Below are 18,526 nucleotides of genomic sequence, written 5' to 3'. Positions count from 1 at the left end.
ATCTGGCGCCCGAGCCTTCTGGAGGCGAAAGAGATGCCAGCGATCGTGCTCCTCGGCGCTCAGTGGGGCGACGAAGGCAAGGGCAAGGTTACCGACCTGCTGGGTGAGCGGGTCGACTACGTGGTCCGCTACTCCGGTGGCAACAACGCCGGCCACACGGTTATCACCCCCGACGGCCAGAAGTACGCCCTGCACCTGATGCCGTCGGGCGCGCTCTCCCCGAACGCGGTGATCGTCATCGGCAACGGTGTGGTGGTCGACCCGAAGGTGCTGCTCACCGAGATCGACGGGCTGGCCGAGCGCGGGGTCGACGTGTCCCGGCTGCGCATCTCCGGGGACGCGCACCTGATCATGCCGCACCACCGGGCGCTGGACCGGGTGGTCGAGCGGTACCTCGGCAGCGCGCGGATCGGCACCACCGGCCGGGGCATCGGCCCGGCGTACGGCGACAAGGTCGCCCGGATGGGGATCCGGGTGCAGGACCTGCTCGACCCGGGCATCCTGCGCAAGAAGCTGGAACTCGCGCTGCGCGAGAAGAACCAGGTGCTGTTCAAGGTCTACAACCGCAAGGCCATCGACGTCGACGCCACCATCGAGGAATACCTGGCGTACGCGGAGCGGCTGCGGCCGTACATCGCGGAGACCCGGGTGATGCTCTGGGACGCGCTGGATCGCGGTGACACCGTGCTCCTGGAGGGCGCTCAGGCCACCATGCTCGACATGGACCACGGCACGTACCCCTTCGTCACCTCGTCGAACCCGACGGCGGGCGGGGCGTGTGTGGGGACGGGTATCCCGCCCACCGCCATCACGAAGGTGATCGCGGTGAGCAAGGCGTACACCACCCGGGTCGGCTCGGGTCCGTTCCCCACCGAGCTGTTCGACGACAACGGCCAGCACCTGCGCAAGGTCGGCCGGGAGTACGGCACCACGACCGGCCGGGAGCGCCGGTGCGGCTGGTTCGACGCGGTGGTGGCCCGGTACGCCTGCCGCCTCAACGGCGTCACCGACCTGGTGATCACGAAGCTGGACGTGCTCACCGGCCTGTCGAAGGTGCCGATCTGCGTGGGCTACGAGATCAACGGCAAGCGGGTCGACGAGATGCCGATGACCCAGACCGACTTCCACCACGCCACCCCGATCTACGAGGAGCACGACGGTTGGTGGGAGGACATCACCAAGGCCCGCACCGAGGCTGAGCTGCCCGAGAACGCAAGACGCTACCTCGCCCGCATCGAGGAACTCTGCGCCACCCAGGTCTCCGTGGTAGGCGTAGGCCCCGGCCGCGAAGAAAACGTAACCCGCCACCCCCTCCTCCCCTAGCCTCCCCCGCATCGCCGGCCGGTCGCCGGGGGCGGTGGAGTTATCCACAGGGGTGGGGGTGGTTATCCACAGGGGCTTTTGTCGATCTCCGTGGACCGGGACAGTCGGTCGACGTGGATGCATTGACGGTGGTGCGACGGGTGGCCGCCACCCAGGACGGGGTGGTCACTCTTGGGCAGGCGCGGACTGCCGGATTCAGCGTGCACGAGGTGCACCGCTTGTGTCGGGCGGGTCGGTGGCGCGCGGTGGCCAGAGGTGCTTACCTGGTCGATGCCGACCTGCACGATGGTGTTCCCCGCCGGGCGCAGATCAGGGCGGCGGTGGCATCCTTCGGGCCCTCGGCCGCTGCGGTGCTGTCAACGGCCGCCGAGTTGCATCGGCTGGCCGGGCCCGGCCCGACGGACGAGATCCATCTCTCGGTCCCGAGCTGCGCTGCGAAGTCGAACCGGCGAGATCATCCCCAGGTGACCCTGCATCAACTGGTCATCGATCCGCGGCATCTCGTGCAGGTCAACGGCGTTCCCGCCACCGGGCCCGTACGCACCGTCGCTGACCTGATTCTGCGGCTGGACCGCTACTCGGCCGTGTGCCTGCTCGACTCGGGGCTCAATCAGCGGCTCGTCGTGGCGGACGATCTGTCCGAGATCCAACGACTCATCCGAGGGCGGCGTGGTGCGGTGGCGGCCCGCAACCATCTGGCCGAGGCGGATGGTCGGGCGCAGTCTCCGCTCGAGACGCGTACCCGACTGTGCTGCGTCGACGGCAAGGTGCCACCCGACGTACTCCAGCTCGAGGTGCGTGACCACGACGGCTACCTGCTCGGTGTCGGTGACCTGGGTTGGCGTCGGCACCGGATCGTCGCGGAGGCCGACGGCCGGGACGTCCACAGCACCCCGGACGCCGTCTTCGCCGACCGCCGCAGGCAGAATCGCATGCTCAACGCGGGCTGGACGGTCCTCCGCTTCACCTGGGCGGACACCCTCCGCCCCGACTACATCCCGTGGACCGTCCGGCAAGCCATGCGCGCCGCCCAACGCGGTTGATCATGAGGTTGTTGTCACTCTGCCCGGCGTGTCTCGGCAATAACTTCATGATCAACGGAGCGGGGGAGGGGGTGGGTAGGATGCCGGGTTGTGCGCGTTCTGTTGCTGGGTGGTGGGGGGCGGGAGCATGCTCTCGCGCTGCGGCTCGTCGAGGATCCGTCCGTTGAGCAGCTGATCGCGGCTCCGGGAAACCCGGGGATCGCCGCGGTGGCGGAGCTGCGTGCGGTGGAGGCCGCCGATCCGGCCGCCGTCGCTGCGCTGGCGGTCGAGGAGCAGGCCGACCTGGTGGTGATCGGGCCGGAGGCACCGTTGGTCGCCGGAGTGGCCGACGCGGTACGCGCCAAGGGCATCGCGGTGTTCGGGCCGAGCGCCGAGGCGGCCCGGCTGGAGGGGTCCAAGGCGTTCGCCAAGGACGTGATGACCGCCGCCGGCGTACCCACCGCTCGCGCGCACGCCTGCACCGAAACCGAGGATGTCGGCCTGGCGCTCGACGAGTTCGGCCCGCCGTTCGTGGTCAAGAACGACGGCCTCGCCGCCGGCAAGGGCGTCGTCGTCACCGACGACAGGGCAGCCGCACTGGGGCACGCCCGTGAGTGCGGCCGGGTGGTCGTCGAGGAGTACCTCGCCGGCCCCGAGGTCTCGCTCTTCGTGGTGACCGACGGCGAGGCGGCGGTGCCGCTGCTGCCGGCACAGGACTTCAAGCGCGCCGGTGACGGCGACACCGGGCCGAACACCGGCGGCATGGGCGCGTACGCCCCGCTGCCCTGGGCGCCGCCCGGTCTGGTCGACGAGGTGATGCGCGATGTGGTGCACCCGACCCTGGCCGAGATGCGCCGCCGGGGGACGCCCTTCGCCGGCCTGCTCTACGTCGGGCTGGCGATCACCGCGGCCGGCCCTCGGGTGATCGAGTTCAACGCCCGCTTCGGCGACCCGGAAACCCAGGTGGTGCTGGCCCTGCTGGAGACGCCGCTGGCCGGGCTGCTGCACGCCGCGGCCACCGGCACGCTGGCCGAACACCCGCCGCTGCGCTGGCGTGACGGTGCCGCCGTGACCGTGGTGGTCGCCGCCGAGGGCTACCCGGCGAAGCCGCGTACCGGCGACGTGATCGCCGGCGCGGAGCGCCCGGGGGTCATCCACGCCGGCACCACCCGCCGGGACGCCGACGGTGCGCTGCTCTCCGCCGGCGGCCGGGTCCTCTGTGGTACGGCCACCGGCCCCGACCTGGCCGCTGCCCGCGACGCCGCCTACGACTTGGTACGCGGCATCGAGCTGGCCGGATCGCACCACCGCTCGGACATCGCCGCCGCCGCGATCGACGACCGGATCGCTGTTCCATAGGGGAACATCCAGCCGCGCGTGGAATGTCGGTGCGGCGGTAAGTAACTCCGGCCGCACCGACAAGTACGGGTGTGAGACCACCTGGAGAAGCTGTGCCGGACGCGCAGCAGAGCGCCGAGGACCGACAGCGGCTGACCGACATGTTCCGCCGACATGGTGACGCGGTCTTCGCGTACGCCAGTGATCGCCTCGGCAACGATGATGCGCAGGACCTCGTGGGCGAGGTTTTCGCGGTGGCTTGGCGGCGGCTGGCCACCATCCGGCACGGCGAGGAACGCCCGTGGCTGTTCGGGGTCGCCCGACGGCCGGTGTTTCCGCTGCTGGATGGGGCGAGCTCGTCTACGTGGTCGACGGTGAACATTTCAAGGATCCCGCCCAGACGTGTGGCTCCGTCGGCATGCTGGTGGTCCCGCTCGGCAACTGACCCGTACGCCCCCGGATAATCGGCCGCCCGTGGGAGGTCGGTCCTCCCCGGTGGCGGGCGGTCGTGGCTGCCCACAGCGGTATGGTCAACCCGCCCGGACCGCCGGAAACCAGCCGGTCGGCCACCATCAGGCGTTGACACCCCGTGTCACGATCATCGTGGCCCTAACCGGCCGCCGGCTACGGGAGGGAGGATTCGGTGACCGATTTCCTCGGCGCGGCGCTGAGCTTTCCCACCGTGCTGTTCAGCTTCCTGCTGGTGGTCGTCGTCGGCTACTGGCTGCTGGTGTTGACCGGCGTGCTGGACCTCGGCGACGACCTGGACGTCGACGGCGTACCGGGTGCGGTCCTGGCCGGCCTCGGCCTCGGTGGTGTGCCCAGCGCCGTCGTCTTCTCCCTGCTCGTCGCGGTGGCGTGGTTCGTCAGCCTCGCCGGCACGGCGCTGCTCGACGGTATCGGCTTCGGCTCCGGCACCCGGATCCTCGTCTCGATCGGTGTCCTGCTGGCCGCCGCAGCCTGCGCGTGGCTGGTGACCCGGCTGGTCGCGGTGCCACTGGGTCGGCTCTTCCCGGCGGAGACGGACGCGACCCGGCACGCCTTCGTCGGCCGATTGTGCGTGGTGCGCACCGGTACGGTCACCGCCGACTTCGGTCAGGCCGAGGTGACCGCCGCGGACGGTTCGTCGGCGGTGGTGCAGATCCGGCAGCCGGGCGACGAGAAGTTGACCTCCGGTAGCTCCGCGCTGATCTACGACTACGACACCGAGGGCGAGTTCTTCTGGGTGATGCCCGCCGGACCCGCCTTCGACCCCCTGAGACATGCCCCCAAGTAACCGCCTCTGGTGAGACGCGCCGTCCGCGGATCACCCCGACGTCAACCGGGACAGCCGGATCAACCCCCACCGCCGGCCTGTCCCACGCTGCCCCTCGAGACACCTCGAAAGGAGGATGCGCGGGCACCTGCGGCTCATCCGCCGGCCGTCACCGCCCGCGCGCCCAAGTCATGGATGTCATCACCACCGGAATCGGTGTACTCCTCGCCGTCGTCCTGCTCGTCGCGCTCGGCGTGGTGTTCATGGTCAGTCGGTTGTTCCGCAAGGTCGAGCAGGGCAAAGCGCTGATCATCTCCAAGATCCGGCGGGTCGACGTGACCTTCACCGGCGCGGTCGTGCTGCCCGTACTGCACAAGGCCGAGACCATGGACATCTCGGTCAAGACGATCGACATCGAACGGACCGGCAACGAGGGCCTGATCTGTCGGGACAACATCCGCGCCGACATCCGGATCACCTTCTTCGTCCGGGTCAACAAGACGATTGAGGACGTCGTCAAGGTGGCGCAGGCGATAGGCACCGCGCGGGCCAGCGACCGGGAGACGTTGCAGGAACTGTTCAACGCGAAGTTCTCCGAGGCGCTGAAGACGGTCGGTAAGCAACTCGACTTCGTCGACCTCTACACCAAGCGCGACGAGTTCCGGGACCAGATCATCCGGGTGATCGGCACCGACCTCAACGGCTACAGCCTGGAGGACGCGGCGATCGACTTCCTGGAGCAGACGCCGATGGCGCAACTCGACCCGGCCAACATCCTCGACGCCCAGGGCATCCGGAAGATCACCGAGCTGACCTCGCAGGAGAACGTCCGGACCAACGAGTTCCGGCGCAGCGAGGAGAAGGAGATCACCCGCCAGAACGTGGACGCCAAGGAGGCGATCCTGGAGCTGGAGCGGCGCCAGGCGGACGCCGAGGCCAAGCAGCGCCGGGAGATCGAGACCGTGCGGGCCCGCGAGGAAGCCGAGGTCACCCGGGTACGCGCCGAGGAGCGGCTGCGGGCCGAGACCGCGAACATCCGTACCGACGAGCAGTTGGGCGTCCAGCACGAGAACCGGGCCCGGGAGATCGCGGTCGCGGAGAAGAACCGCGAGCGGGTCATCGCCATCGAGACCGAGCGGATCGAGAAGGACCGCCTGCTCGAGGTGATCAGCCGGGAGCGGGAGACCGAGCTGAGCACGATTTCCAAGGACAAGGAGGTCGAGGCGGAGAAGCGGGCCATCGCCGAGGTCGTCCGGGAGCGGATCGCGGTGGAGAAGACCGTGGCCGAGCAAGAGGAGAACATCAAGCGGCTGCGGGTGGTCGAGGAGGCCGAGCGGACCCGCCAGGCGGTGGTGATCCAGGCCGAGGCCGAGGCGCAGGAGAACCTGGTCAAGGACATCAAGGCGGCGGAGGCGGCCGAGGCGGCGGCCAAGCACAAGGCCCGCGAGGAACTGGTGCTGGCCGAGGCCCGTCAGCAGGCCGCGGAGCTGGAGGCCCGGGCGAAGATCCGGCTGGCCGAGGGGATCCAGGCCGAGTCGGCGGCGGCCGGCCTGGCCGAGGTGCAGGTCCAGGAGCGCAGCGCCGAGGCGATCGAGAAGGTCGGTCGCGCGGAGGCCGCCGTGGAGCGGGAGAAGGCGATCGCCGCCGCCGACGCGGTGCGCGAGAAGCTGAAGGGCGAGGCCGAGGGCCTCACCGAGAAGGCCGCCGCGATGGCGGCGCTGGACGACGCGACCCGGGAGCACGAGGAGTACCGGCTGCGCCTGGAGTTGGAGAAGGAGGTCCGGCTGGCCGGGCTGGACACCCAGCGGCAGGTCGCCGAGGCACAGGCGGCGCTGGTGGCCACCGGCCTGGAGAAGGCGAACATCGACATCGTCGGTGGGGACAGCGTCTTCTTCGACCGGCTGCTCAGCTCGATCTCGTTCGGCAAGAGCGTGGACAGTTTCGTGGCCCACTCGGACGTGGCGAAGAACCTGGCCCAGCCGTGGCTGGACGGCAGCGCCAACTTCACCGAGGACCTCACCCGGATGGTCGGTTCGCTGCACAGCGCCGACGTGCAGAACCTCACCCTGTCGGCGTTCCTGATGCAGCAGATGCGTTCCGGCGGGGCCGACCAGGGCAAGCTCCAGGAGCTGCTGAAGGCCGCGCAGCGCCTGGGTGTGGCGGAGACCCCGGTCGCCGCCCTGACGGGCTCGCGGGAGCGCGCCGGTGAGTGACCCGACCGCCGGTCCGGTGGCCGCGGGGCGTACGCCCGGTGACGCCGGACCGGCGGACACCGCCGGGTCCCAGAGCGGTCGGCCGGGGCTGGACGACGGCAGCTACGAGGTGCTGCGCAAGCGGCTCGCCGCGCAGGCCACCGAGCTGGCCCGGCGGGCGGAGCGGCTCAACGCCCGCCGGCTGGAGGTCTTCGGCAGCACCCAGCTGCGGCTGCGCAGCACCGAGCGGATCCGCACCGAGCACAACTGCGTGCCCCGGGACATCGTCTCCGTCGGCGGGCTGATGCTCTTCGGCTACAACGTCTTCATCGGGCTGAAGCCGGAGACGAGCGTCGACGACGTCTTCTCGCTGCACCGGTTCGTCCACGAGCCCGGCAACGGGGCGGACGCGTTCCGGTTCGACGAGGCCGGCCACGACGAGCTGCCCGGCCTGCTGCGCCACCCACAGTTCGTCCGCGACTTCTCCGAGCTGTACCGCTACTACCGGCAGGCCCGGCTGCTGCAGCTGCGCCGGGTCGACGGCCGGCTGTTGGCGGTGTTCCAGACCGGGCCGCGCACCGAGGACATCCGGGTGCTGCGCTGGCAGGTCGGCGTCGACGGGGTGCCGGAGTACCTGGACAGCCGGGGCGAGCGGGATCACATCTTCCCGCCGAGCCACGACTTCGAGTGGATCGAGACCACCCGGGAGGACCACGTCCTCGGCCGGCATCCGCACATCTCCATCGACGGCGAGGTCTTCGTCGAGACGGTGGGCGGGACGCTGACCGTGAAGGTGGAGAACAACACCGAGGTCGGCGAGGGCATCTACAGCGAGCCGGTGGACGAGCCGTTGCAGAGCCTGGCCGACGCCGACGTGCACTGGGCCCGGGTGGGTCCGCTGATCCTGTTGCGGCTGCGGCCGTACAAGGAGACGCAGTGGCGACACCTGGTCTTCAACACGCTGAGCCGGGAGGTGATCCGGCTCGACGGCATCGGGGTCGCCTGCCAGCGGCTGCCCGATGACCACGGCATCATCTTCCCGGGCGGTTACCACCTGGCCACCGGCGTCACGCGTACCTTCGACACCGAGGTCGCCGACCTGGAGTTCGAGCGGGTGGTGCGGTCGCCGAACGGCGAGGACGTGCTCTACGTCTTCCACGCCCGGGCCGACGGGCGTTCGCTGCTGCTGCCGTACAACGCGATCCGCAAGGAGGTGGCCGCGCCGATCCCGTGCCACGGGTTCTCGCTCTTCGACGACGGCACACTGGTGGTGTTCCGGGCGGTCTCCGAGGAGCCCACCCGGGTCCACCCGATGCAGATCTGGCAGACGCCGTACGTCTCCGACGCGTACGCCGCCGGGCAGCCGGCCGGGACCGGGCCGCTGGAGCGGGTCGGCAACGCCGACCTGGTACGCGGCATCTCGGACACCCTCTCGGTGACCCGGATGGTCGACGGCACCGCCACCGCCGAGGTGTACGAGGCGCTGATCGCCGCCTGTGCCCGGATCGCCGACCACTACCACTGGCTCGGTGACGACGAACTCGGTGACCTGGCCACGCCGTTGGCTGGGCTGCGGCGCACCGCCACCACCGTGCTGGAGGAACACGAGAAGGTCCGTACGCTCACCGAGCGGGCGCGGGCCGAAGTGGACGCCAGCGCCGAGCAGATCGCCTCGTTGGCCCGTCGGGCCCGGGGCGAGGCGCCGCTGACCGCCGACGACTGGGTCGCCCAGCTCGGTGGCCTGCGCCGGGCACGCGGGCACCTGGAGACGTTGCGCGAGCTGCGCTACGTCGACCACGACCGGATCGACGAACTGGCCGGCCAGATGGACGAGGAACTGGCGGTGGCCGGCCGGCGGGCGGTGGAGTTCCTCCGCCGCGACGAGGCGCTCGCCGGCTACCAGCAGGACGTGGAGCGGCTCGCCGCGCGGTCCGCCGAGATCGCCACGGTGGCCGAGTCCGGCAGCGTCAGTGAGGAGCTTGCCGCCCGCACCGACGGCCTGCAGACCATCACCGAGGTGGTGGGCGGGCTGGACATCGCCGACGCGACCGTCCGCACCGGCATTCTGGGCCGGGTCGGCGAGGTGCTCGGCGCGGTCAACCGGGCCCGTGCCGTGCTCGACAAGCGGCGCCGCGAGCTGGCCGCCGCGGAGGGCCGAGCCGGCTTCGCCGCTGAGTTCGCCCTGCTCGGGCAGGCGGTGACCGGGGCGTTGGCGGCGGCGGACACCGCCGAGCGCTGCGACGAGCAGCTCGGCCGGCTGCTGCTGCGGGTGGAGGATCTGGAGTCCCGCTTCGGCGAGTTCGACGACTTCCTCGCCGAGCTGGCCACCCGGCGAACCGACATCTACGAGGCATTCTCCAGCCGCAAGCAGGCGCTGCTGGACGAGCGGGCCCGGCGGGCCGACCGGCTGGTCGCCTCGGCCGACCGGATCCTGGTCAGCGTGCAGCGGCGGGCCGGCACACTGGGCTCGCTGGACGAGATCAACACCTACTTCGCGGCCGACCCGATGGTGGGCAAGCTGCGTATGGTGGTCGAGGAGCTGCGTACGCTCGGCGACGCGGTGCGGGCCGAGGAGCTGGACGGCCGGGTGCGGGCCGCCCGCCAGGAGGCCGGGCGCGGCCTGCGCGACCGACTCGACCTGTACGCCGACGGCGGCGAGACGATCCGGCTGGGCCGGCACCGCTTCGCGGTCAACACCCAGCCGATCGACGTGGCCGTGGTGCCGCACGATGGCCGGATGGCGGTCGCCGTGACCGGCACCGACTACCGCTCCCCGGTTTGTGACGAGGAGTTCCAGCAGACCCGACGGTTCTGGGACCAACTGCTGGTCTCCGAGTCGGCGCAGGTGTACCGGGCGGAGCACCTGGCCACCACGATCCTGGCCGCCGCCGAGGCGGGCCGCGACGGCCTCACCCTGGACGCGCTGCACGCTGCGGCGGTGAACGGCGACGGGCTGCGGGAGCTGGTCCGGCGGGTCGCCGAGACCCGCTACGACGAGGGGTACGAGCGCGGCGTGCACGACCACGACGCGGCCGAGATCCTGCGGGTGCTGCTGCGCCTGCACACCGGCGCGGGGCTGCTGCGCTACCCGCCGACCGACCGGGCCGCCGCCCAGCTCTTCTGGCGGTACGGCACCGACGAGCCGACCGGCGCGGCCTGGACCGCCCGGGCCGCCTCGCTGGCCCGGGCCCGGCAGCGGTTCGGCCGCCCGGACGGCGAGGACGCCGCCGACCGGCTCTGCGGCCAACTGGCCGAGGCGATCGGCGACTTCCTGCACGCCGCCGGCCTGCCGTTGCCGGCCGGCGGGACCGGCCTGGCCGGCGAGTACCTGTTCGAGGAGCTGTCCGCACCTCCGGTGCGGTTCGTCACCGGAGGCGGGGCGCGGGTCCTGCTCGACCGGTTCCGGCGGGCGCTCGGCGGTCCGCAGTCGCGGTCCTCCCGGGAGTTCGACGACGACCTGCGGGCGCTCGGCGCCGACCTGGCCGGCCGGTATCAGCTGGTGGCGGCGTGGCTGACCGCGTTCCTCGCCACCGACGACGGCGACCTGTCCGGGTACGACCTGCCGGAGGCGATCGCCGTCGAGCTGTGCGGCCCCGAGCTGCCCCGCCGGGACAGCGCGGCCACCATGACGGAGACGGTCGGCGGGCTGCTCGGCGCGCACCCACGCATCGAGGGCTCCACGCTGGGCGTACGGCTGGACGAGACGCTGGCCCGTACCCGCGCGTTCCGCACCGAGGTGGTGCCCGCGTACCGGGACTACCAGCGGCGACGCAACACGCTGGTGGACGCCGAGCGGGACCGGCTGCGGCTGGCGGAGTACCGACCAAAGGTGATGAACGCCTTCGTCCGCAACCGGCTGCTCGACGAGGTGTACCTGCCGCTGATCGGCGACAATCTGGCCCGGCAGCTCGGCGCGACCGGGGACGACAAGCGGGTCGACCAGTCCGGCCTGCTGCTGCTCATCTCGCCGCCCGGCTACGGCAAGACCACCCTGATGGAGTACGTGGCCAGCCGGCTCGGCTTGGTCTTCGTCAAGGTCAACGGCCCGGCCCTGGGTTCGAAGGTCACCTCGCTGGACCCGGCCGAGGCGCCCGACGCCACCGCCCGGCAGGAGGTGGAGAAGATCTCCTTCGCCCTGGAGTTGGGCAACAACGTGCTGCTCTACCTGGACGACATCCAGCACACCAACCCGGAACTGTTGCAGAAGTTCATCTCGCTCTGCGACGGGCAGCGCCGGATGGAGGGCGTCTGGGACGGCCGCACCCGCACCTACGACCTGCGCGGCAAACGCTTCGCGGTGTGCATGGCCGGTAACCCGTACACCGAGTCGGGGCGGCGGTTCCGGATCCCCGACATGCTCGCCAACCGGGCCGACGTGTGGAACCTCGGCGACGTGCTCTCCGGCCGGGAGGAGGTCTTCGCGCTCAGCTACATCGAGAACGCGCTGATCGCCAACCCGGTGCTGGCGCCGCTGTCCGGGCGGGACCGCGCCGACCTGGAGCTGCTGGTCCGGATGGCGCGCGGCGACGACTCCGTGCGGCCCGACCAGCTGTCCCACCCGTACCCGCCGGTGGAGCTGGAGCAGATCGTCTCGGTTCTGCGCAAGCTGCTGCGGGTGCAGCAGGTGGTGCTCACCAACAACCAGGCGTACATCGCCTCGGCGGCGCAGTCCGACGCCGCGCGCACCGAGCCGCCGTTCCAGCTCCAGGGGTCGTACCGCAACATGAACAAGCTGGCCGAGCGGGTCGTCCCCGTGCTCACCGACGACGAGCTGGAAGCGGTGATCGACGACCACTACCTGGGCGAGGCGCAGACCCTGGCGTCCGGCGCCGAGGCGAACCTGCTCAAGCTCGCCGAGCTGCGCGGCCGACTCACCCCCGACCAGGCCCGCCGCTGGGCCGAGGTGAAGGACGCCTACCAGCGCTCCAAGGCCCTCGGCGGTGCCGGCGACGACCCGGTGGACCGTGCCGTCGGCGCCCTCGGCCTGCTCGCCGACCGCGTCAGCACCGTAGCCGCCGCCATCGGCCGCACCGCCGAGCGGTAAGGGTGTAAGGAGGGGCCCCTTCTTAACGCCTCGTGCATAGGAAGGGCCCCTTTTTAACATAGGAAAGGGCCCCTTCTAATTAACGTTTGCTTCGCGCGTACGCGGCCGCGACGCCGAACGCGGCGGTCATGATCGCGCCGACGGCGGCCATGCCGGCCGTGGCCGTGCCTTCGGCCTCGCTACATCCGCCTAGGAAGGCCAGCAACACCACGGCCAGGAGCGCCACGACGGCGCTGACGTAGGTGGCGCGGATCAAATACAGCCTCTCCCGAGCGTCGTCGCGCCCGCTCTCCTCGGCTCTGCGCTTCGCCGCAGCCATCTGGGTCAGCCCTCCCCGATCCCGCCCGCCGCCGGTGTTGCCCGACAACGTTGGTAGGTCTCATTACACAGAGATCTATGGGAAGAAGCCAATGGGAAAGCTCGGATGAGATTCCCATGATAATTTTAATATTCCGCCTGAAAGGGACGCATTGTCGGCTGTGCGACCGACAATGCCTGGTCAGTGCTGGTACTGGGGTGGCGACGAGCGTGGCTCGGGAGTGGCGCTCGTGAGCGGGCAGTCGGAGGTGGCGGTGCTCAGCCGTAGTAGCGACGCAGTTCGCGGGTGAGCGTCTTCCCTGTGGCGTTGCGGGGCAGGCACTTGACGAAGACGACGTCGCGGGGCGTCGAACGCGGCGCCGCCCACGGCATCGACGTGCAGGTGGTGTCCGGTAGATCGGGCAACCCCGTACCCCGCGACTCCTGTTTTAGGAGGTTAGGACGACCGCTGCCGGCCGTCGCGGCGGGGAGGAACCTGGGCCGAGGTGCCGGCCCGTGCGGTCCGCCCGGGCGTCGAGGGTACGCCGGACCGACTGGCCATTCTCGCTCTGCTGGCCGAGCTGCCGCCACCTCGGCATGCGGTCAGGGCTTGCGCTGCCCCCGACTTCCTTGCCGATCTTGGCGCATCTGGAGGGGCCCGGCCGGCGGGTCACCGGCCGGGCCTCCCGATCAGGACCTGCGTGTTCTATAGCGGGAGAGGAAGAACATGAGCGCGCCGAGGGCGACCATGCCAATTCCCGTGCCGGTCAGGACCGGGAGTTGGCTGCTACCGGTTACCGGCAGGATTTTGTGCTTGCCGTGAGGGTGACCAGGCGGGCCAGGCGGGCCAGATGGGCCGGCCGGCCCTGGGGCACCGGGACTACCAGGCGGGCCAGACGGGCCGGCCGGCCCTGGGGCGCCGGGGCTGCCTGGGGCGCCGGGGCTGCCTGGGACGCCGGGGCTGCCCGGGACACCGGGGCTGCCCGGGACACCGGGGCTACCGGACGGGCCGGGCGGGCCAGATGGGCCGGGCGGGCCAGTTGGGCCGGGCGGGCCGGACGGCCCAGGAGGCGCAGCGCACACGGGTGCGGTAATGACGTTGGTGTCGAGGGTGACGGCGGCGGTTCGAGCCAACGCGCGACCTTGGAGAGTCGCGCCCGTGGCCATCGTGATGGACGCCTGGGCCATGATGGTGCCCACGAAGGTGGTGCCCGTGCCGAGTGTCGCCGAACTGCCGATCTTCCAGAACACGTTGCAGGCCGAAGCGCCGTTGATGAGGACGACGCTGCTGTTCGACGCTGTGGTGAGCGCGGAGTCGACCTGGAAGATGAACACAGCCTGTGGGTCGCCCTGGGCGTTGAGCGTCAACGCCCCGGTCAGCTGCGCGGCCCCGATCCGGTAGACCCCGGGGTTGAGGGTGTTGCCGCCGAGTTCTGCGGGAAGGTTGGTGAACGGGGTCCGGCCGGCGGCGTCATTGAAGGCCGTGGTCAGGTCGCTCTGGGCCTGTAGAGCGACTGCGTCGCCGAGGTGGATTTCGCCGCCGATGGTTGCCGTCGCGAAGCCCGACGCAGTGTTTCCTGGGTACCTCCCGAGGCTCTGGCCCAGGAAGCTCGGGCCGGTGTTGGTGGGCTCAGCACCGGCCAGTACGGAAAAGTTGCCGGCCGTCCCCAGGCCCACCGGCGCTTCCTGCGCGTTGGCCGCGCTCACGTTGAGGAACAGCAAGGTGGCGACCACGGCGGCAACTGCGGAAGCCGCGAGCGCCGGCAGGGCCGTTCGCCGAAGGCGATGATTGGGCTTAACTGTCACAGAACATCCTCCGTGGGTACTACACCTGAGGCGGGTTCGCGTGTAGCGTTTTGCCCGAAGAGGTGTAGATGGGACATAACGATGCGGATGTCACCACACCACACGGAGCCTGCCTAAGCGGACAAAATAGGATAATCCGCAACCATTCACGATCGGAGCCGGACTGGGGAGCGCCGCACCGCCACCCGGGCGTCGACGGGTCAGCCGTAGTAGCGAAGTAGCTCGCGGGTGAGTACCTTGCCGGTGGCGTTGCGTGGCAGGTACTTGACGAAGACCACGTCGCGGGGCACGGAGAAGCGGGCGAGATAGTGCCGGACGTACTCGCGGACCGCCTCGGCGTCGAGGGTCTCGCCGGGATGGAGCCCCAGGAAGGCGGCGAGGCGCTGGCCGTACTCGGCGTCGGGTACGCCGATGACGGCGGCCTCGCGTACCTGGGGGAGTTGGGCGAGCAACTGTTCCACCTCGGAGGGGAAGACGTTCTCCCCGCCGGAGACGATCATGTCGTCGGCCCGACCGTCCACGAAGAGCAGGCCGTCGGAGTCGACCCGCCCCAGGTCGCCGGTGTCGAGCAGGCCGTCGTGGCGTTCCCGGTCGCTACCCGAGGTGTAGCCCTCGAAGAGCATCTCGTTGCCGACGAAGATCCGGCCCACCCGCCCAGCGGGAACCGGCTCGCCAGCGTCGTCGAGAATCGCCAACCGGGTGCCGTGCGGTGGTCGGCCGGCGGCGGTGGAGGCGGTGCGCAGGTCGGCGGGGGTGGCGATGGAGGCCCAGGACGCCTCGGTCGAGCCGTACAGGTTGTAGAGCACGTCGCCATAGGTGTCCATGAAGGCCGACGGCAGCCCGCCGGGCAGCGCGGAACCGCTCACGGCCACCACCTTCAGCGGCGGCCGGGGATTCGGTGCCGGTGCCTCCATCAGCCGTTGCAGCATCACCGGCACCGCGAACAGTGCCTGGCAGCGGTGTCGCACCAGGGCGTCCAGGGTGGCGGCGGGGTCGAAGCGTCGGTGCAGCACGATGGTGGCGCGCAGCGCGAAGCAGACCTGGAGGGCCGCGTACCCCCAGGTGTGAAAGACCGGCGCGGCGATCATGACCCGGTCCCGGACGTGCAGTGGGATCCGGTCGATGATGGAGACCAGCGGGCCGAAACCGGCCGGGGTGGGGCGACGCGCGCCCTTCGGCGTCCCGGTGGTGCCGGAGGTGAGCACGATGATCCGGCCGTCCCGCTCGGGCGGGTGCAGCTCACCGGGGAGGGCGGTGCCGATCAACTCCTCCCGGGCCCGCTCGTCGAGGCGGTGCAGCTCGGCCGGGAGCCCGAGTGTCCGTTCGGTGAACTCGTCGTCGTGCACCAGCACCCGCAGCCGCTGCTCCTCGGCCACGGTGGCCAGCTGTGCCGGGGAGAGACCGGTGTTGACCAGCACGGTGTCCGCGCCGAGCAGGGTGGCGGCGACGACGGTTTCGATGAGGCCCGGGTGGTTGCGGCAGAGCACGGCGATCCGGTCGCCGGTCTGGACGCCCAACCCGGCGCGCAGGGCGCGGGCGAGCCGTTCGGAGCGGTCCAGCAGCTCGGCGTACGTCAGCTCCGCGCCCTGCTCATCGATGATCGCCACCCGGCCGGGGTCCCGGGCCGCCGCCTGACGAAGCTCACCGGCGAGGCTCCACCCCCACTTTCGCAGGGCGCTGAGCTGGGAGGCGACGCGGATCGGGCGGCCGGGTGCGAGCAGGCCACGGCGGGTCAGCGTGGCGACGATGAACGGCAGGTCCATACCCGCGTACCTCCTTCGAGCGCCGGGGCACGATGGATCGTCGGGTCAGCGGATCTGCATCCCGGAGATTGCCCGCGAGATGACCAGGCGCTGGATCTCCGATGTGCCCTCGAAGATGGTGTAGATCTTGGCGTCGCGATACCACCGTTCGACCGGATGGTCACGCAGGAAGCCCGCGCCGCCGAGCAGTTGGACGGCCTTCTCGGTGACCGATACGGCCACCTCGCCGGCCTTGAGCTTGGACATCGAACCCTCACCGGCCGTGAACGGCCGGTTGTTGCGGCCCATCCAGGAGGCCCGCCAGACCAGCAGTCGGGCGGCGTCGATCTCCATCTTCATGTCCGCGAGAGCGAAGGCGACCGCCTGGTTGGTGATGATCGGCCGATCGAACTGGACGCGTTCCTTCGCGTAGTCCAGGGCGTACTCGTAGGCGGCCCGGGCCACGCCGAGCGCCTGCGCGCCGACGGTGGGCCGGGACAGTTCGAAGGTACGCATCGCGGCCTGTCCGGAGGCGCGCTGCCCGGACCGGGCGCGGGCCAGACGTTCGTCCAGCGCCTCCTTGCCGCCGAGCAGGCACCGCCCGGGCACCCGTACGTCGTCGAGGAAGACGTCCGCCGTGTGCGACGCCCGCAGCCCCAGCTTGCGCAGCTTGCGGGTGGCGCTGAGCCCGGCGGTGCCCGGCGGTACGACGAAGGCCGCCTGCCCCCGCGACCCCAGCTCCGGCTCGACCGAGGCGATCACCACGTGCACTCCGGCGATCCCGCCGTTGGTGGCGTACGCCTTCTGCCCGCGCAGCACCCACTCGTCGGTCGCCTCGTCGTAACGGGCCCGGGTGCGCATCGCGCCGACGTCCGAGCCGGCCTCCGGTTCCGACGAGCAGAACGCGGCGACGGTCGGCGAGTCGACGTCGCCGAAACACTGCGGCACCCACTCGACGAGCTGGTCGGGGGTGCCGGTGCCGTAGATGGCGGCTACCGCGAGGGAGGTGCCGAAGATGCTCAGGCCGATGCCGGCGTCACCCCAGAACAGCTCCTCGCTGGCGATCGGCAGCGACAGCCCGGTGGGATCGGCCCAGCAGGTGGCGAGGAACTCGAAGCCGTACAACCCGACCTTCGCCGCCTCCTGGATGATCGGCCAGGGGGTCTCCTCGCGGGCGTCCCACTCGGCCGCGGCCGGGCGCACGACCTCGCTGGCGAAGCCGTGCACCCAGTCGCGCAGATCCCGCTGTTCCTCGTTCAGGTCGAGCGAGAACTCCACCATTTCAGGCCTTGGGGATGTCGAAGAGGTTGGCGATGTTGGCGGCCAGGCCCAGGTCGCCCTTTGCCTTGAGCTTGCCGGTCATGAACATCATGACCGGGTTGGCGCCACCGGAGACGACCTTCAGGAACTCCACCGGGCCCAGGATCAGGCTCAGCCGCGGCTCGTGCTGCGGGTTCTCGTTGACCGTGCAGGTGCCGTCGGCGACGACCACTTCGTAGGTGTCGGTGCCGCCGTCGGGGCCGCCGGTGATGTTCCAGTGGATGACCGCGTTGGTCGAGCCGGCCCGGTCGGCCCGGAACAGCTGCGGCATCCGCCCGAAGACCTCACCGAGGATCTTGCCGCGCAGCTCACCGGACATCACCTCGGCGAGCTTGCTATCCGGGGTGTTCTTGACGAGCTGGGCGAACTCCTTCGGGCCGACGTTGGCGAAGCTGGCCGGATCGAAGTCAGTCATGGGGATCCACCTCTCGGACAATGGCTACTCATGCGTAACCCTACGGACGGGTAGGTATGCTCGCAAGGTGGCCAGCACGCCCGCCTTCAGACGTTTGCCCCGAGCCGTACGCGAACAGCAGATGCTCGACGCCGCCGTGCGGATCTTCTCCCGGCACGGCTATCACGGTGCCAGCATGGACGAGATCGCCGAGAAGGCCGGCATCTCCAAGCCCATGGTGTACGCGTACCTGGGCTCCAAGGAGGAACTCTTCGTCGCCTGCCTGCACCGGGAGGGCACCCGGATGATGGAGGCCATCGCCCAGGCGGCCGTTCCCGACCTGCCCGCCGACGAACGACTCTGGCGCGGGCTGCGGGCGTTCTTCGGCTTCGTCGGGGCGCACCGGGACGGCTGGGCGGTGCTCTACCGGCAGGCCAGGGGCGAGCCGCCGGTCGCCGGTGAGGTGGCCGCGATGCGGGCGAGGATGGTCGAGGTGGTCGCCGGCATGCTCGACCACGCGCTGCGCGCCGAGGGGCGCGAGGTGGCCGAGACCGAGCTGGAGGTCGTCGCGTACGCCCTGGTCGGCGCGACCGAGTCACTGGCCGACTGGCTGGCCGACCACCCGGAAGCCGACCCGGAAACGACCGCCACCCGGATGATGAACGCCGCCTGGCTCGGCGCCGCCCAACTGCTACGCGGCACCACCTGGCACCCGCCCGCGACGTAAGGAAGGGCCCCTTATTAACGCCTCCGGTAGAGGAGGGCCCCTTCTTAACAACTGCCGACAACGGCT

At 70.6% G+C, this 18,526-nt stretch carries 14 protein-coding genes and 1 pseudogene; 9 read left to right on the top strand and 6 right to left on the bottom strand.

Annotated features, from left to right (window positions below):
• The first annotated feature begins 33 nt into the window (after window positions 1-33).
• From IEY61_RS15030 to IEY61_RS15000, 8 genes and pseudogenes are all read left to right on the top strand, one after another.
• Window positions 34-1,323 (top strand): adenylosuccinate synthase, encoded by a 1,290-nt coding sequence (locus tag IEY61_RS15030; RefSeq protein ID WP_189044608.1) that lies wholly within the window; start codon window positions 34-36, stop codon window positions 1,321-1,323.
• A gap of 113 nt (window positions 1,324-1,436) precedes the next feature.
• On the top strand, window positions 1,437-2,366 hold the full coding sequence (locus tag IEY61_RS15025; protein ID WP_189044606.1) for a type IV toxin-antitoxin system AbiEi family antitoxin domain-containing protein: 930 nt from the start codon (window positions 1,437-1,439) through the stop codon (window positions 2,364-2,366).
• Between the two features lie 90 nt (window positions 2,367-2,456).
• A complete protein-coding gene (gene purD / locus IEY61_RS15020) occupies window positions 2,457-3,704 on the top strand; it encodes a phosphoribosylamine--glycine ligase (protein WP_189044603.1) in 1,248 nt (415 codons plus the stop codon).
• Between the two features lie 140 nt (window positions 3,705-3,844).
• A pseudogene (locus IEY61_RS31205) lies at window positions 3,845-3,949 on the top strand (sigma factor); the annotation flags it as partial.
• A gap of 35 nt (window positions 3,950-3,984) precedes the next feature.
• Complete coding sequence (locus tag IEY61_RS31200; RefSeq protein ID WP_229705935.1) at window positions 3,985-4,128, top strand: hypothetical protein; 144 nt, start codon at window positions 3,985-3,987, stop codon at window positions 4,126-4,128.
• A gap of 198 nt (window positions 4,129-4,326) precedes the next feature.
• The gene (locus tag IEY61_RS15010) at window positions 4,327-4,959 is read left to right on the top strand and encodes an OB-fold-containig protein (protein ID WP_189044599.1); all 633 of its coding nucleotides are present in this window, start codon (window positions 4,327-4,329) and stop codon (window positions 4,957-4,959) included.
• A gap of 170 nt (window positions 4,960-5,129) precedes the next feature.
• A complete protein-coding gene (locus tag IEY61_RS15005; RefSeq protein WP_189044597.1) occupies window positions 5,130-7,151 on the top strand; it encodes a flotillin family protein in 2,022 nt (673 codons plus the stop codon).
• Window positions 7,144-12,174, top strand: a complete 5,031-nt coding sequence (locus IEY61_RS15000; protein ID WP_229705916.1) for a DNA repair ATPase — start codon at window positions 7,144-7,146, stop codon at window positions 12,172-12,174. Before IEY61_RS15005 ends, IEY61_RS15000 begins: the two co-directional genes overlap by 8 nt.
• Window positions 12,175-12,253: 79 nt before the next feature.
• Here IEY61_RS15000 and IEY61_RS14995 read toward each other — a convergent pair whose 3' ends face one another.
• The 6 genes from IEY61_RS14995 to IEY61_RS14970 form a co-directional block, all read right to left on the bottom strand.
• Window positions 12,254-12,493 (bottom strand): hypothetical protein, encoded by a 240-nt coding sequence (locus tag IEY61_RS14995; RefSeq protein ID WP_189044595.1) that lies wholly within the window; start codon window positions 12,491-12,493, stop codon window positions 12,254-12,256.
• A 257-nt stretch (window positions 12,494-12,750) separates the two neighbouring features.
• Window positions 12,751-12,897 (bottom strand): hypothetical protein, encoded by a 147-nt coding sequence (locus tag IEY61_RS14990; protein ID WP_189044593.1) that lies wholly within the window; start codon window positions 12,895-12,897, stop codon window positions 12,751-12,753.
• Between the two features lie 264 nt (window positions 12,898-13,161).
• Window positions 13,162-14,277: an ice-binding family protein gene (locus IEY61_RS14985; protein WP_189044591.1), complete on the bottom strand. Its 1,116-nt coding sequence runs from the start codon at window positions 14,275-14,277 to the stop codon at window positions 13,162-13,164.
• 200 nt (window positions 14,278-14,477) lie between these two features.
• On the bottom strand, window positions 14,478-16,040 hold the full coding sequence (locus IEY61_RS14980) for an AMP-binding protein (protein WP_189044589.1): 1,563 nt from the start codon (window positions 16,038-16,040) through the stop codon (window positions 14,478-14,480).
• A gap of 45 nt (window positions 16,041-16,085) precedes the next feature.
• On the bottom strand, window positions 16,086-17,300 hold the full coding sequence (locus IEY61_RS14975; protein ID WP_189044586.1) for an acyl-CoA dehydrogenase family protein: 1,215 nt from the start codon (window positions 17,298-17,300) through the stop codon (window positions 16,086-16,088).
• Window position 17,301: 1 nt separating this feature from the next.
• Complete coding sequence (locus IEY61_RS14970) at window positions 17,302-17,754, bottom strand: SCP2 sterol-binding domain-containing protein (RefSeq protein ID WP_189044584.1); 453 nt, start codon at window positions 17,752-17,754, stop codon at window positions 17,302-17,304.
• Between the two features lie 67 nt (window positions 17,755-17,821).
• On the opposite strand from IEY61_RS14970, the gene IEY61_RS14965 reads away from it, so the two are divergent.
• Window positions 17,822-18,460 (top strand): TetR/AcrR family transcriptional regulator, encoded by a 639-nt coding sequence (locus tag IEY61_RS14965; protein ID WP_189044582.1) that lies wholly within the window; start codon window positions 17,822-17,824, stop codon window positions 18,458-18,460.
• Window positions 18,461-18,526 lie beyond the last annotated feature (66 nt).

Origin of the sequence: Micromonospora sonchi, from assembly GCF_014646235.1 — a bacterium.
Classification (GTDB): Bacteria; Actinomycetota; Actinomycetes; order Mycobacteriales; family Micromonosporaceae; genus Micromonospora; species Micromonospora sonchi.
Note: the sequence above shows the minus strand (reverse complement) of the source record. Positions and strands in the feature narration are given on the sequence as shown.